The 13,701-nt window shown below is 34.4% G+C and carries 11 protein-coding genes; 4 read left to right on the forward strand and 7 right to left on the reverse strand.

The annotated features are described in order from the left end of the window. Positions 1-10: 10 nt before the first annotated feature. The 3 genes from V5E38_RS09485 to azlC are packed head-to-tail and all read right to left on the reverse strand — an operon-like array spanning position 11 to position 2,826. Positions 11-1,759, reverse strand: a complete 1,749-nt coding sequence (locus tag V5E38_RS09485) for an adenine deaminase C-terminal domain-containing protein (RefSeq protein ID WP_499213080.1) — start codon at positions 1,757-1,759, stop codon at positions 11-13. Positions 1,760-1,777: 18 nt separating this feature from the next. Next, on the reverse strand, positions 1,778-2,110 hold the full coding sequence (locus tag V5E38_RS09490) for a branched-chain amino acid transporter permease (protein WP_097977106.1): 333 nt from the start codon (positions 2,108-2,110) through the stop codon (positions 1,778-1,780). Beyond that, positions 2,107-2,826 (reverse strand): ABC transporter permease family protein, encoded by a 720-nt coding sequence (azlC, locus tag V5E38_RS09495; RefSeq protein ID WP_499213081.1) that lies wholly within the window; start codon positions 2,824-2,826, stop codon positions 2,107-2,109. Before azlC ends, V5E38_RS09490 begins: the two co-directional genes overlap by 4 nt. A 220-nt stretch (positions 2,827-3,046) precedes the next feature. Between azlC and V5E38_RS09500 the strand changes: the two genes are divergently transcribed. Further along, positions 3,047-4,441 (forward strand): aminotransferase-like domain-containing protein, encoded by a 1,395-nt coding sequence (locus V5E38_RS09500; protein WP_499213082.1) that lies wholly within the window; start codon positions 3,047-3,049, stop codon positions 4,439-4,441. A 709-nt stretch (positions 4,442-5,150) separates the two neighbouring features. Here the strand turns inward: V5E38_RS09500 and V5E38_RS09505 are convergent. Further along, on the reverse strand, positions 5,151-6,146 hold the full coding sequence (locus tag V5E38_RS09505; RefSeq protein ID WP_499213083.1) for a proline dehydrogenase family protein: 996 nt from the start codon (positions 6,144-6,146) through the stop codon (positions 5,151-5,153). A gap of 38 nt (positions 6,147-6,184) precedes the next feature. Further along, on the reverse strand, positions 6,185-7,729 hold the full coding sequence (pruA, locus tag V5E38_RS09510) for an L-glutamate gamma-semialdehyde dehydrogenase (protein WP_499213084.1): 1,545 nt from the start codon (positions 7,727-7,729) through the stop codon (positions 6,185-6,187). Positions 7,730-7,909: 180 nt separating this feature from the next. Here pruA and V5E38_RS09515 point away from each other — a divergent pair, with 180 nt between their 5' ends. Further along, a complete protein-coding gene (locus tag V5E38_RS09515) occupies positions 7,910-9,475 on the forward strand; it encodes a sigma-54 interaction domain-containing protein (protein ID WP_499213085.1) in 1,566 nt (521 codons plus the stop codon). A 408-nt stretch (positions 9,476-9,883) separates the two neighbouring features. Here the strand turns inward: V5E38_RS09515 and V5E38_RS09520 are convergent, their stop codons facing one another. Both V5E38_RS09520 and V5E38_RS09525 read right to left on the reverse strand, forming a co-directional pair. Beyond that, positions 9,884-11,104: a sugar efflux transporter gene (locus V5E38_RS09520; protein ID WP_499213086.1), complete on the reverse strand. Its 1,221-nt coding sequence runs from the start codon at positions 11,102-11,104 to the stop codon at positions 9,884-9,886. Between the two features lie 141 nt (positions 11,105-11,245). Next, positions 11,246-12,115: a Cof-type HAD-IIB family hydrolase gene (locus V5E38_RS09525; RefSeq protein ID WP_499213087.1), complete on the reverse strand. Its 870-nt coding sequence runs from the start codon at positions 12,113-12,115 to the stop codon at positions 11,246-11,248. Between the two features lie 215 nt (positions 12,116-12,330). Between V5E38_RS09525 and V5E38_RS09530 the strand changes: the two genes are divergently transcribed. Together V5E38_RS09530 and V5E38_RS09535 are read left to right on the forward strand one after the other, a co-directional pair. Continuing rightward, positions 12,331-13,227, forward strand: coding sequence for an AraC family transcriptional regulator (locus tag V5E38_RS09530; protein WP_499213088.1), 897 nt, complete (start codon positions 12,331-12,333; stop codon positions 13,225-13,227). A 219-nt stretch (positions 13,228-13,446) separates the two neighbouring features. Next, a complete protein-coding gene (locus tag V5E38_RS09535) occupies positions 13,447-13,677 on the forward strand; it encodes a hypothetical protein (protein WP_499213089.1) in 231 nt (76 codons plus the stop codon). Positions 13,678-13,701: the final 24 nt, after the last annotated feature.

The raw sequence follows: 13,701 nt of genomic DNA on the forward strand, positions 1-13,701 counted from the left end.
CTTATTTCGTTTAATATGCAGTTTCCCTTTTTGTTGGAGAAACTAGAATTTCTTTATTTTTCACATCATATAATCCACTTGGAGTTAATCGAATAAATGGTAAATGGGTTGCAGAAAAGAATAATAGCGTAAAAGCAGGATCGTCGTATTTATATCCTTTTTCTTTTAACAATTCGATCATCTTTTTCTCAACTTTTATTAGACTGTCCATGTCTAATTCAGACATGCTACCTTTTAAAGCTAAAGATATTTCGTGAACAACTTTGTTCTCTTCAACCAGTACCATGCCACCACCTATTTCTTTCATTCTTTCAAAAGCTTTCAACATATCGGATTTTCTTTTCCCTAAGATTATAATGTCTCCAGTACCAGAATAAGAACTAGCAAATCCACCCATATATTGAGCAAATCCTTTCACTACCGTGTTTAATCTCCAAGAACCATCTCTTCCAACCATTAAAAGAAAACATTCATCATGTTCGTATGATAATTCATCACTTTCTATATCAATCATACTTTCATATGGTTTTGTAATAACATTATTTATCAAGTTTATACCATATGAGCTTGAAAGACTCAGATCCTCTTTATGTAAAGTCCACTTTAAATCTAGTCTAGAAAATTCATATTTCTCCCAATCGATTGGCAAATATTGATTGATAAGGTTCCCACCTTTCTTGATCCATTTACCTTTTGCTAAAACACTTAAAGGTGTTGGGTTCTCTTTACTTGCTAGTAGATTAATATTTGCAATTCTTCCTGTGGCAATTGAACCATGTAAATGTTCCATATTATAATAGCAAGCTACATTATAACTTGCCATATTATATGCTTCAATTAACGGTATTTCGTGACGGATTGCTATTTTTATTAATTCATCAGTCATTCCTTTTTCATAAAAATAAGGATGTGAACCGTCGGTCGTAAAGAAAAAACGATCAAATTTTTGAATGCCAAGCTCTTTAATTTCCTTTAAAAGCACTTCTAAATCAGGTCGTATCGAAGAATGTCTTAATGAAACCATATAGCCCTGCATTAAACGCGAAAGTACCTCCTTTCCTGTCATTGCTTCATGATCACAATCTGCACCTAATAACATTAACTTAGCTAAAGTGCGTTCTGAAGCTCCAGGAAAATGCCCTTCCACTTTCTTATTTAATTTCTTTGTCTCCTGTATCCAGGTAAGCATTTGGTTGTCACCGTTTAGTAGCTTTGGCCAGGCTGTTAGTTCTCCACCTTGTAATACTAATTCATTTTCGAGCCAAGACATAACATCTTCCGAATTAAATAGCTCATCATTATTCGGAAATTCAGTTTGTGCGTCGAAACGACACCACCAATACATGCTTGATGGGATATTTTTAAAATCATTTAATAATTCAAAAGCAGCATGACTAGGCAATTCTAAGAATAATTTTAGATTATCGTTAATTAATGTTGTTGTACCGAATTGTCCAGCATACTTTGCTAAAGTAAGAGGATTATAGAGCTGATATGGATGAGCATGAGGTTCTATATAACCTGGTACTATGTATTGCCCTTCACAATCTACTACTTCAATTTCATTTAAGTTTTCCGGAAGTGCTTCTCCAACATAAACAATCCGATCCTGATAAATCCAAATATTTGCATGGAGCCATTGGTTCAAATATGAATTTAAATACGTAGCATTTTTTAAAATGATATGTGGATTAATTACTCCATCAAGAACATTTACTTGGTTTCTAATTTGTTCATTACTCCATCTATAATATTTCATCATTTCACTCCTATTTCATTAAAAAACTAATTGCACAAGAATCATATATACAATCGTACCTCCTGCGATCGAAAGAAGCATCATTCTTTTCCATAAATGGAGAATCGCAACTACAAATACTGAAATAAGCTCTGGAATACCATGAGTTCCAGTAAGTAAATTTACATTTTTAAAACAATAGATGACCAATAGTCCAATTACTGCAGACGGTAGGACTTTACCTAAATACTGTACATACTTCGGTGTAACTTTCCCCGGTGGAAAAATGATAAACGGAAGAAATCTTGTAAGCATTGTACCTAAAACAACCATTGAGACTGTGATAATTTGCTGGGTTATATTCATCGTCATAGTGATACCTCGACTTTCTTAGATGGTTTAGATGGTTTTCTAAGTACACTAAGTGTAATAAGAATTGAGAGCATCGCAGGAATAATGAAGTTATTTCCACCAAAAATAATAAGACAAATGGTTGAAAGACCAACCCCTGTTATTGCACTAATGTGTTTTGTCTCTTTTTTCCACTGCTCAATGAATATAACAACAAAAAGGGCAGTCATGACGAATTCAAGCCCCTTAGTATTGAATTTTACAAGTGATCCAAAAATTCCTCCTATTGCTGCACCGATTACCCAATACAAATGATTAAGGCATGTAACAAAAAACATGTACAAACTCTTATCCACGTTATCTGGTATATCAGCGGTATAATTTATCGAAAAAGTCTCATCACATAGTCCGAAAATTAAATAGATTTTTTTCTTTCCAGTGCCTTTATATTTATCTAACATTGAGATTCCATAAAACAAATGTCGCGCGTTCACCATTAAAGTTAGTAACAGTGCGTTAATTGGATTAAAACCCATCAGTAATAAGTTTGCTGCAATAAATTCCATCGATCCAGCAAAGATTGTTAGCCCCATCAAAATCGGATAAATGGCACTGAATCCTAAAGAGTTCATAAAAATCCCATATGCTATCCCTAAAAATAAAAATCCTGCAAAAATGGGTATCGTGTGTGGAAAGGCAAATCGAAATGCCATCCAAAGTTTGTTCCCCTTTTTCATAGCTTCACATCCTGTATCGTTAAATTTATTATAATTTAACATACAGAATCCATACAAAAAACGAAATAATTGTATGGATTACAATTTTCTAAAAATTAAATCAAGTACAGTTTAAAGAATGATTTCAAAGTTTCTACTCAATTATGTATAGAATTGTATTTTTTGATTTCCATACAAAAATGATATAATTGTATGGAATTAAACAATAGAGGTGAAGTATATGCCAGTAAATTCATTTGAAAATTACCCAATGTCTTGGAAACCTGATAAATCGTCTTTAAAACGTCCTTTTTATAATTCCATTGCAGTACAACTAGAACAAGATATTATTAATGGCTTTCTAGCACCTGGTACAAAGTTACCACCTCAACGCGAATTAGCTGATTTTCTTGACTTAAATTTTACGACAATCACTCGAGCCTACAAAATATGTGAAATAAAAGGTTTAATCTATGCGATTACAGGAAGTGGAACTTTTGTTGCTCCAAATGCAGCCCATTCAATCACGATTTCAACAGATAAAACAGCAAATAGTATTGATCTTGGCTTTGTAGCTTCTTTTGAACAAACGAATAGTATTGTAACTGAAGCAATCCAGAAAGTAGTCAGTAAAAGCTATTTAGATCAATTATTAAATTATAATGATCCTACCGGAATACCACATCACAAGGCAGCTGCACTAAACTGGATGGAAGCTTTCGGTATTAAAGCTGCTCAAGATAATTTATCGATTGTATCTGGTACTCAAAACGCTTTGGTCATTGCTTTAGCAAGTTTATTTGAGCCAGGTAATCGTATTGCAACCGACTTTTACACTTTTTCGAATTTTATAGAGTTAGCAAAAACGCTTCACATTCAATTAGTTCCTATTCATTCCGACCAATTTGGAATGTTGCCAGATGAACTTGAAAAGCAATGTAGCCAATTAAATTTACATGGCATATTCCTAATGCCCTCTTGTAGTAACCCTACTACTATTATGATTTCTGACTTTCGAAAACTTGAACTAGCTTCTGTAATTAGGAAGCATCGATTAATTTTAATCGAAGATGATATACATGCATTTATAACTGCGGGAGTAATTTCTGATTACAAACAACCGATGTATAACCTACTTCCAGAACAAAGCGTATATATTTGTGGTACATCAAAGTCTATCTGTTCTGGATTGAGAGTTGCTTACATGGTTTTTGGGGATGCACTACGCGAAAAAATTTTGAAGGCTATTTTTAATCTTAACGTAAAAACATCATCACTTGATGTAGAAGTAATTACTGAGCTAATCTTATCAGGTAAAGCGCATGAAATCGTTCAACAAAAGAAACAGTTAGCTGAAAATGTAAACGATATTTATTCATCCTATTTCCCTGTAAATAAGATTGGTCATCCTCTTAGTTTTTACCGTTGGCTTCCTATTCATAGTCATAGTAATGGGGTAAACTTAGAAGCAGATTTGAAAAAACTAGGTGTACGTGTGTTTCATTCAGATCGTTTTCTAAGTGGACAATCTTCTTCTGAAAAGTATTTACGTATTGCACTTTCTTCTACTCAATCTTTAGAGGATTTAGATTCTGGTTTGAAGGTTCTAGCTCAATACCTCGACAAACAGATTTAACTAATTACAATACAACAACTGTGTTTGAAAAAAGGAGCTGAATGAAAATCAGCTCCTTTCAAACTATTAATTTATTCTTTTGATTTTATTTAAAACGTGAAGAACTAACCTTTAAGTTGTAATCGGTTATTCAAATCCAAGTTGTTGATATAGATTCAATGCACCTTGATTATGACCAAAAACGTGTAGCCAAACGTCATCTATCCCTAATTCATTAATTTCTTTTTAATATTTTAGTTCAATTAAGTCCATTAAACCAAGCGGTCGCTGAAATAAATTTTTCACAATACGTTACATTCTTTTATCAAGGTTCTGTTAAAAAAGTAAAATCTAGAAATTTAATATTTGAAAAAGGACTGTCTAAATTTTGACAGTCCTTTTACGATCTTATTGAAATAATGCTAGCGTTAGCTCGATAAGAAAAGCTTTGTTTGAACACTGAGAAGTACCTATTCTAATGTAAATTAATTAAGAAATGATGGTAATAAAATCACCTCATTAAACAAAAACGAATACAAATTAATTGTAAAAAACAGTGGGAACTCGATCACTAGTTTTATTATTTAATAGATTGTTACTGGTATACGATCTCATGCTACACATTCACCATTTTTTACAATATAGCACACTACATCATGATCACAATGAAATTCATGCAAGTTTGTTGTTGTTGTGAATTCAGCCAACTTCGCTTTAAATTATGAACGCCTTATTTTTTATTATTTTGTTTTTTCTTGTTTACTTTAGATAATCTTCCTAATGTAAAGGCACCGACCGCTAAGCCAATCATGGTGTTGTTTTTTTTATTAAATACCTGTTTTGCTACAAGGTTTAAGTTTTGTGGTCTTTCCGCAAGCCGACGCATAAAGTAACCGTACCAGTCCTTTCCAAATGGCACATAAGTGCAGAAATTGCAGCCTTCACTTGCTAGTTTCAATTGAAGGTCTTTTCTGAAGCCGTACAGCATTTGGATTTCAAATTTATCGTTCGGAATATTATTTCTTTTGACAAAATCTTTAACATGTTGGATGATTTTGTGGTCATGTGTTGCAATAGAAGTGAATTTTCCATTTAACAAGTGCCATTCTATCAACTTAATAAAGTTTTTATCAATATCTTTCTTGTCTTGGTACGCATATTCCTCAGGCTCTTTATATGCACCTTTTACAATACGAAGGCGAAAATCTTTATACTTTTCGAGATTTTCTTGTGATTGATAGAAGTATGCCTGGATAACGGTTCCTACATTATCATACTCCAAAGAAAGCTCATCTAAAAGATCAAACGAAGGCTTTAAGTGTCCATAATCTTCCATATCAATATTAACAAAAATCCCATATTGATGTGCCTGGTGAACAATTTCCTTTAAATTACTCAAACAAAAAGAGTACTCAATGTCCAAGCCCAATTGAGTCGGTTTTAACGAGATATGTGCATCTACTTTATTCTTATGAATGGCTTCGATGACTTTCAGAATTTGTTCTCGAGCCTGGATTGCTTCTTCCTTTTTAAAGACAAATTCCCCTAAGTTATCGACCGTACATGAGATCCCATGTTTATTTAGCTCTTTAATGCTTTTAATTACTTCTTCAATATTTGTACCAGCTACAACACTTTGCGCCCCCATTTTTAAACCATACTTTTTAGCGGCACTGTTAAGAAATTGGTTTTGTGATAAGGCCATAAAAAAATCTTTCAATATCATATTGATTCCTCCCATATTTTACTGCTACCTAAATCTAGTTAAAACATTTCTGATGTCGTTTTTGCTTGCATATGAAGAATGAGGTAATCTGGTCCGCCGGCTTTAGAATCTGTACCGGACATATTGAATCCACCAAACGGCTGATAACCAACAATGGCACCCGTACATCCCCTGTTAAAATACAAGTTTCCTACATGGAATTCTTTTCTAGCCCGCTCTATATGTTCGCGATTGTTTGAAATCAATGCACCGGTTAAGCCATAGTCAGTATTGTTGGCAATTTCCATCATATGATCAAAATCACGTGCTTTACAAAAAGCCACAACTGGTCCAAATATCTCCTCCTGCATTAAGCGCGCCTTTTCATTAAGATCAGCAATAATGGTAGGTTGGATGAAATAACCTCGAGAATCATCACCTTCTCCGCCAGCCATTATTTTACCTTCACTTTTTCCAATTTCAATATAATTCATGATTCTGTCAAATGCCGCCTGATCAATGACAGGTCCCATATATGTTCCAGCCTCTTCAGGGCTACCGACGGTTAAGGTTTTGGTTAATTTCACTGCTTTAGCTAATACTTGATCATAAACATCATGATGAATTACGGCTCTCGATCCCGCAGAGCATTTTTGGCCAGAAAAACCGAAAGCAGAATATACAATGGATGCTGATGCAAAATCCAAATCTGCATCTTTATCAATGACCATTGTATCTTTTCCGCCCATCTCCGCTATCACTCGCTTTAGCCAAATTTGCCCAGGATGCACTTTTGCTGCTCGCTCATAAATACGGCAGCCAACCTCACGTGATCCAGTAAATGAGACAAAACGCGTTTTTGGATGGTCTACAAGATAATCGCCAATTTCCGCACCACTTCCAGGAACGAAATTCAGTACTCCTTGCGGAAGCCCCGCTTCCTCCATCACTTCCAAAAATTTCGTAGCCACAACTGGTGTGTTATTTGAAGGCTTAAGAAGAACGGTGTTCCCAGCCACAATGGCAGCTACAGTTGTTCCAGCCATAATAGCGAGCGGGAAATTAAAAGGAGAAATAATCACCCCAACCCCCAGTGGAATGTAATGAAATTGATTTAGTTCACCTTCCCGACTTTGCACTGGTACACCATTTTGAAGCTTGATCATTTGGCGTGCATAAAATTCAAGGAAATCGATAGCTTCAGCTGTATCGGCATCAGCTTCTTTCCACGGCTTTCCTGCTTCCTTTACAAGATAGGCAGAAAATTCATGTTTACGGCGGCGCATGATCGCAGCCGCACGGAATAGGATATCAGCCCGTTCTTCCGGTTGGAAATTTTTCCATGACTCAAATGCTTCCAATGCGGATTGCATTGCTTTTTCCGCCAAATCTTTGCTTGCTTTTGAAACAACCCCTACCACTTCATTTTTATTAGCAGGGTTAAATGATGTGATTTTGTAATCCGTTATAATTTTTTCCCCGCCAATGGTTAGGGGATATTCTTTCCCAAGCTGTGAGTTTACAAGATCTAATGCTTGATTAAAAGCGTTTATATTCTCCTCTTTTGAAAAGTCTGTAAAAGGTTCGTGTTTATAAGATAGCATGTTTTTCCCCCCTCAAATTCTTTGTTGCTTTATTTAAATGCAATTTTTGTGCCAACTTAAAAGACTACTTTATACTTGATTTTTCAAAAATTGTGTAAAGTATATATTTACAAAAGTGTAAACGGGGTGTAAAATATAAACACTTTTGTAAACCATTAAACAGTGATAAGGTGATTGGTTATGTTAAAAGAAAAAGTTTCACTTCTGTCCATTTCCCTTCCTATAGATGAGGAGATTCATACAGAAAAAATAAAACAATTCTCTGTCGACACCTTGCTCTCAGAGGTTGAAGAAATAGTTCTAGACCAAGATATTGTTCTTGTTGATGAAGCTGGAAGACAAGTGCGCATGGTCCCCTTTACTACATTAATAAATGCTATTTTTCAAGAGTGGCAAAAGCTTTCAGGTGTTTATCAGACGCTTCTGCGTGCCGTAGATAATGCCATTACAATAGTAGACAGCGATGGAAAAGTTGTTGCATGGAATCCTAAGGCAGAAGATTTGTATAAAACTTCTGCTGAAGAAATGATCGGCTCTAAAATTACAAATCGCTTTAAAGAGGATTCAGTAGTTTTAATGTCCACAATGAAGGAAGGAAAAGGGGTTATTCGGCATTATAACCAGCCGCAGGAAGATGTCCATGTATTAATTAACACCTTACCAATATTCATCAGGGATAAGGTGGTAGGGGGGATTTCCGTTGAAAGTGATATTACAGAAATTGTAAAACTAAATAATGAACTTACAACTACTACTGCATATATTCAAGATTTGGAAAATCAGATTGGGAACAAGGATATTATCGATCCCTTCCACAAAATAAAGGGAAGAAGCCAATCGATAAAAACTTCCATTTCTTTGTCTAAGAAAGTCGCCCATACAGATGCAACAGTCGTGATTACTGGTGAGAGCGGTGTTGGTAAAGAGTTGTTTGCACAGGCTATTCACAAAGCAAGTCCCCGTTCAAAAGGGCCATTTATTGATCTTAACTGCGGGGCCATTCCCTCGGCGCTTTTTGAAAGTGAATTATTTGGTTATGAAAAAGGTGCATTTACAGGGGCAATAAAAGAAGGGAAGCTAGGAAAAATAGGGACAGCAAAGGGTGGAACATTATTTCTCGATGAAATTGGGGAAATGCCATTAGAGCTTCAAGTAAAATTGCTGCGTGTCTTGCAGGAGAAACAATACTATCGAGTTGGCGGAAACCAACCTATTCCAATAGATGTGCGAATTCTTTCAGCAACAAACCGGGATTTGGAGAAAATGGTGGAAGAAGGTTTATTTCGTGAAGATTTATATTATCGGTTAAATGTGGTTACGATCCCTATCCCGCCCCTCAGAGAAAGAAAGGAAGACCTTCCCGAACTTGTCCAATTATTTTTAAAAGAGTTTTCCATCAAATACCGGAAGCCGGTTCCAGTCATTTCTCCGGAAGTGATGGTAACATTCATGCATTTTCCTTGGAACGGCAATATCAGGCAGCTAAGAAATATAATTGAGCGAGTAATGATATTTACAGATGATAATATAATCAAATCTGAACAATTGCCAAATGAATTTTTTAAAAGACACACAAATTCTCAATCGCCTATTCTCGGAGAAGCAGAATTACACGAAGGGGATGAAAAGTCACTAATAATACATGCCCTAAAAGTAACATATGGAAATAAATCAGCTGCTGCAAAAATGCTTGGTGTTTCCAGGGTGACACTTTATAACAAAATGAAGAAATATGGGCAGTTATAATGAGATGTAATTTTTAACAAAAAAAGTGATCGCCCAATAGAAATTTAGCGATCACTTTTTTCAAATAACATCTATTTTGTAGGAAAGTTATTTAGCTCTTTATTTTGGGGAGTACCAGTGGTTGTCACCACCCCCAGTAAGGAATAGCACCCAAGAGTGACGCGGCACTTCCACCTCTACCCTATTAAATTGAGGATTCTTTAAACCACTATGCTATCTTTTTGTACAAATTATTGTTGTGATAACAAATATTGGGCGTCTCTAAGTAAATATTCTGCAGCCTCAGTTGTGATGTGTTTACCACTTTGAGCCTTAACTTCATTCAAGAAGCCATTCAAAGGTATAATCTGCTTTATAAAAACGATCAATTATACGTTATTTATGTGTAATTTATCAACAATTAATCTGCTACACAGACTGACTATGACCTGTCGATATTTCCATTTCCACATTGTTTTTTGATTTCCATAATATAAAGAGTGAACAAATTACAAACAATATACAAAGTAAATAAACATTACGATACCCTGCTAATTGTGCAAACAGACCTCCGCCTAAATTTCCTACTAAACTTCCGATTGTGGAGCAATTCGCATAAATCGATGCAGAAAAGCCGGGTGAATTTGGTAGTAGGTCGTTAAAATAGCTTATACCATTACCCATTACGATAGCAATGTATGTTGCCTGTAGTAGCTGTGCAACGATTAACTCCCATGTATGAGTTGATATGCTTAAGGTTAAGTAATAGAGCAAACCAATAAAGCAACCGTAGATCATCAATGCATGATTTGAGATTTTTTTAGAAAGAACTCCCAACACAAGCATAATTGGAATTTCTAAACCTGCACATATACTTACGACTAATCCAACATCTGTATTTGTACCATGTAATTCATTGACGATAAAAAGAGGTGTGTTGATCCAATTTATCGAACTAACTGCAAATAATAAGATAAAAGCAATAAACGGTAGTCTAAGTTGTTTTCGTTTAGCGGCTGTGACTTTTGTCTTGCTTTTCTTTTTTATATTGTTCTGAACTGGCTTCCTCTTTTCTAAAAAGAAGAATACTAGAAGAGTAATCATTACATAAATGCTAGATGTTCCCCAAAAAAGTCCATGATAACCTTTTGCTCTTAAAATTAAAGTACCTATTAATGGTCCAATTAAAAATCCTAAAGAAACAAGTGATCGTAAAGTTGATAATGCTAAAGTCTTGTCTTTAGATAAACTTGTATTTGCGGACTCTTGTGCGGAAGCAAAAATTTGTGGCATGGCCGCTGCACCTAATCCATTAAATAAAGCAACAAAAACTAATAATAAATAGTAGTTATGAAATATTAAATACGATGCATAACCTATTGCTGATGAAATCATCGCAATCATAATAATCCATTTTCTGTCAATCCCTCGATCAGAACGTTCAGCAATAAATGTATTAACTAAAACACCACTTAATGAAATCACTGCCATGAAGATACCAAATGCTCCAGAGCTCATCCCTATATATTTTGTAGAATACAGTGATAAATAAGGAGTTGTGATTGAAAGTCCGATCCCTACAAATAATAAACAGATGACAAATAAACTATACCCCTTAATGGCAAATAGATTTTTTATCCGACTAACCAAAATTCAGTCCCCCTTACCATTCTAAATTTTAATCGATTAGTTAAAATAGACAAATAAAAACAACCTTGGATAATGTAACATACTCGTACATTTAACCAAGGAAAACGTTGCTTATTTAGATGTATTTAGATTTCTATACTATTATAGTACATTTGACTCTTTAAAAATATATTTTTCAAATGCATAAGCAACACCATTTTCATCATTACTTAATGTAACAACATCACATGAGAGCTTTACTTCTTCTTCAGCATTCCCCATGGCTATTGATAATCCGGCTATATAAAACATAGGTAGATCATTTTTTTCATCTCCAATAGCTATTGTATTTTCTAATGGAATATTAAAATATTTAGCCATTGCTTTTAAACCATACCCTTTATTTCCATTTAGATGTGTAATCTCAAGATTAAAAGGTGAGGCACTCGTAACAAAAATATCATCTATGAATCTTAATTTTTTTTCAAGTCTCTCCATTTGTTTTGGTTCAAGGGTTAAAATAAGAAACTTTTGAATCGTAAAATCCTCATTATCAATTATTTCATGAACTTTGTTAAAAAACGAATGCCCATATACATTTGGAGGTGTAGTAAACATTTTGAAGTGTCTGTTTAAGAAGTATTCTTTCGGAACACGCCCAGATGAAACAACCTGTTTAAATCGTTTATCCCAATTACTTGGGGCAAATATTCCCTTATTTGTAGAAATATTGTACGGTAAGTCTTCATTCTCAATTTCTGAGGCGATTTTTTGTATTTGAGTTCTCCCTATTGAATTTAGTTCAATTAATTTACCGTTCACATATAATGCCGTCCCGTTATGACCTCCAACTGGACAATTTAAGCCATACTTTGATAGTTCATCATTTACTGAACTTGGTGAACGCCCGGATAAAATCATCACGATATGTCCTGCTACCTGAGCTTTTTTAATCGAGTTTAACGTTTCTTCACTTATTATTTTATTACTGTTGAGTGTAGTACCATCCAAGTCTAATGCAATCAGTTTCATAGGAATCTCTCCCTTTATGGGTTTTAAATTTATTACGTAAAAGGTGAAATGATAATATTATAGTTTTGAAGATATGTTTGATATACTTAATTATGCGTTAAAATAAGCAGTGTTTAATAACACATACCTCCTAAATAATTGCCTAATCCTCTCAATTTTACAGATCCGAAAAATTTAAATGTTTCTATAAATATAAAGTAAGCAAGGAGGAATATATGTCTGAAATTAACGTTTCTTATCTAAGCGAACTAATCCAAATTATTGATCGCAATACTAGTCTTGAAGGTGTTAACGACACGTCAATTAACTCGTTATTTTTCATTCGAGAGTCAAATATTACTGATCCTAAATACAGGGTCTACAAGCCATCTCTATGTATAGTTGTTTCTGGTGTAAAGGAATTATTACTAGGAAATGAACGTTTTAAGTATGGCCCTGGAAATTATTTAGTAGCATCCGTTGATTTACCTGTTACTGGCCAAGTTATTGAAGCTACACCGAACGCTCCATATCTAGCTTTAAAAATTGAATTTAATCCAAGTCAAATCTTAGAAATTTTAACGGATACTGAATTTCCCACTAATTCAATGAAAAATGCAAAACGAGCGATTTTTGTCAACGAATTAGAAGGTTCAATTTTAGAAGCAGTGATTAGATTGGTCCGTTTAGTAGATTCAGCTGAAGATATTCCAATTCTTGCACCAATTTTTATAAAAGAAATTCTCTACAGAGTTTTGCGTGGACAGAATGGGAGTATCTTGCAACAAATTGCCATCGAAGGTAGCACTACTAATCGAATAAGTGAAGTCATTGAACAAATTAAAGCGAATTTTTACAAGTCTTTACGAATTGAAGAGCTTGCAGAAATAGCAAATATGAGTGTTTCTTCCCTACATAGACATTTTAAAGATGTAACTGCAATGAGTCCTCTACAATTTCAGAAGCACTTAAGATTACAGGAAGCGCGACTTCTCTTACTATCCGAATCTTCAGATGCAGCAGATGTAACATTCCGAGTAGGGTATGAGAGTCCATCCCAGTTCAGTAGAGAATACTCTCGATTATTTGGTTTTCCTCCAAAAGAAGATCTTAAACGAATGAGATCGAAATAATAGCGTGATTCATATTTTTACAATTTAATAAACCCAAGATTATTAGTGGTTATATCCCCCAAACTTTAAATAGATTACTAAAGAGGTGAAACGTTTCGTAAATTAATTGTTTATCAAAATGAATTCAATTAAAGAAGTTCCCCTAACGTGCCCATTCATTAATCCTAAATTTGTATATATTAGGTATACATACGAAAATTTAAATTTAGGAGTGTTAACATGGCTTCAAATAATAAGTTCGATGATTTTTTATTTGGTCGAAATAATGAGAGAAGCATTCATAAAAATGAATCGAATAGTGAACATGTAAAAGTAATTGTTAAGGGTTCTCGTCATAAGAATCGGAAAAGTGTTATTGCCAATCTCCCTCCAGTACCAGTCGTTTTGAACCCTATTCCATACCAGATTACGCCAATTGGAACGATTCCAATTTATTTCAAAAAATGTTAAAAACCAAAGTAGCACCTAGCTTTC

Origin of the sequence: Rossellomorea sp. GAMAL-10_SWC (assembly GCF_049568075.1) — a bacterium.
GTDB lineage: Bacteria > Bacillota > Bacilli > Bacillales > Bacillaceae_G > Gottfriedia.

Excerpts from the sequence above, each read along its gene's own strand:
- V5E38_RS09485 (WP_499213080.1), bottom strand. The coding sequence starts at position 1,759 with ATGAAATATTATAGATGGAGTAATGAACAAATTAGAAACCAAGTAAAT.
- V5E38_RS09490 (WP_097977106.1), bottom strand. The coding sequence starts at position 2,110 with ATGACGATGAATATAACCCAGCAAATTATCACAGTCTCAATGGTTGTT.
- azlC (WP_499213081.1), bottom strand. The coding sequence starts at position 2,826 with ATGAAAAAGGGGAACAAACTTTGGATGGCATTTCGATTTGCCTTTCCA.
- V5E38_RS09500 (WP_499213082.1), top strand. The coding sequence starts at position 3,047 with ATGCCAGTAAATTCATTTGAAAATTACCCAATGTCTTGGAAACCTGAT.
- V5E38_RS09505 (WP_499213083.1), bottom strand. The coding sequence starts at position 6,146 with ATGATATTGAAAGATTTTTTTATGGCCTTATCACAAAACCAATTTCTT.
- pruA (WP_499213084.1), bottom strand. The coding sequence starts at position 7,729 with ATGCTATCTTATAAACACGAACCTTTTACAGACTTTTCAAAAGAGGAG.
- V5E38_RS09515 (WP_499213085.1), top strand. The coding sequence starts at position 7,910 with ATGTTAAAAGAAAAAGTTTCACTTCTGTCCATTTCCCTTCCTATAGAT.
- V5E38_RS09525 (WP_499213087.1), bottom strand. The coding sequence starts at position 12,115 with ATGAAACTGATTGCATTAGACTTGGATGGTACTACACTCAACAGTAAT.
- V5E38_RS09530 (WP_499213088.1), top strand. The coding sequence starts at position 12,331 with ATGTCTGAAATTAACGTTTCTTATCTAAGCGAACTAATCCAAATTATT.
- V5E38_RS09535 (WP_499213089.1), top strand. The coding sequence starts at position 13,447 with ATGGCTTCAAATAATAAGTTCGATGATTTTTTATTTGGTCGAAATAAT.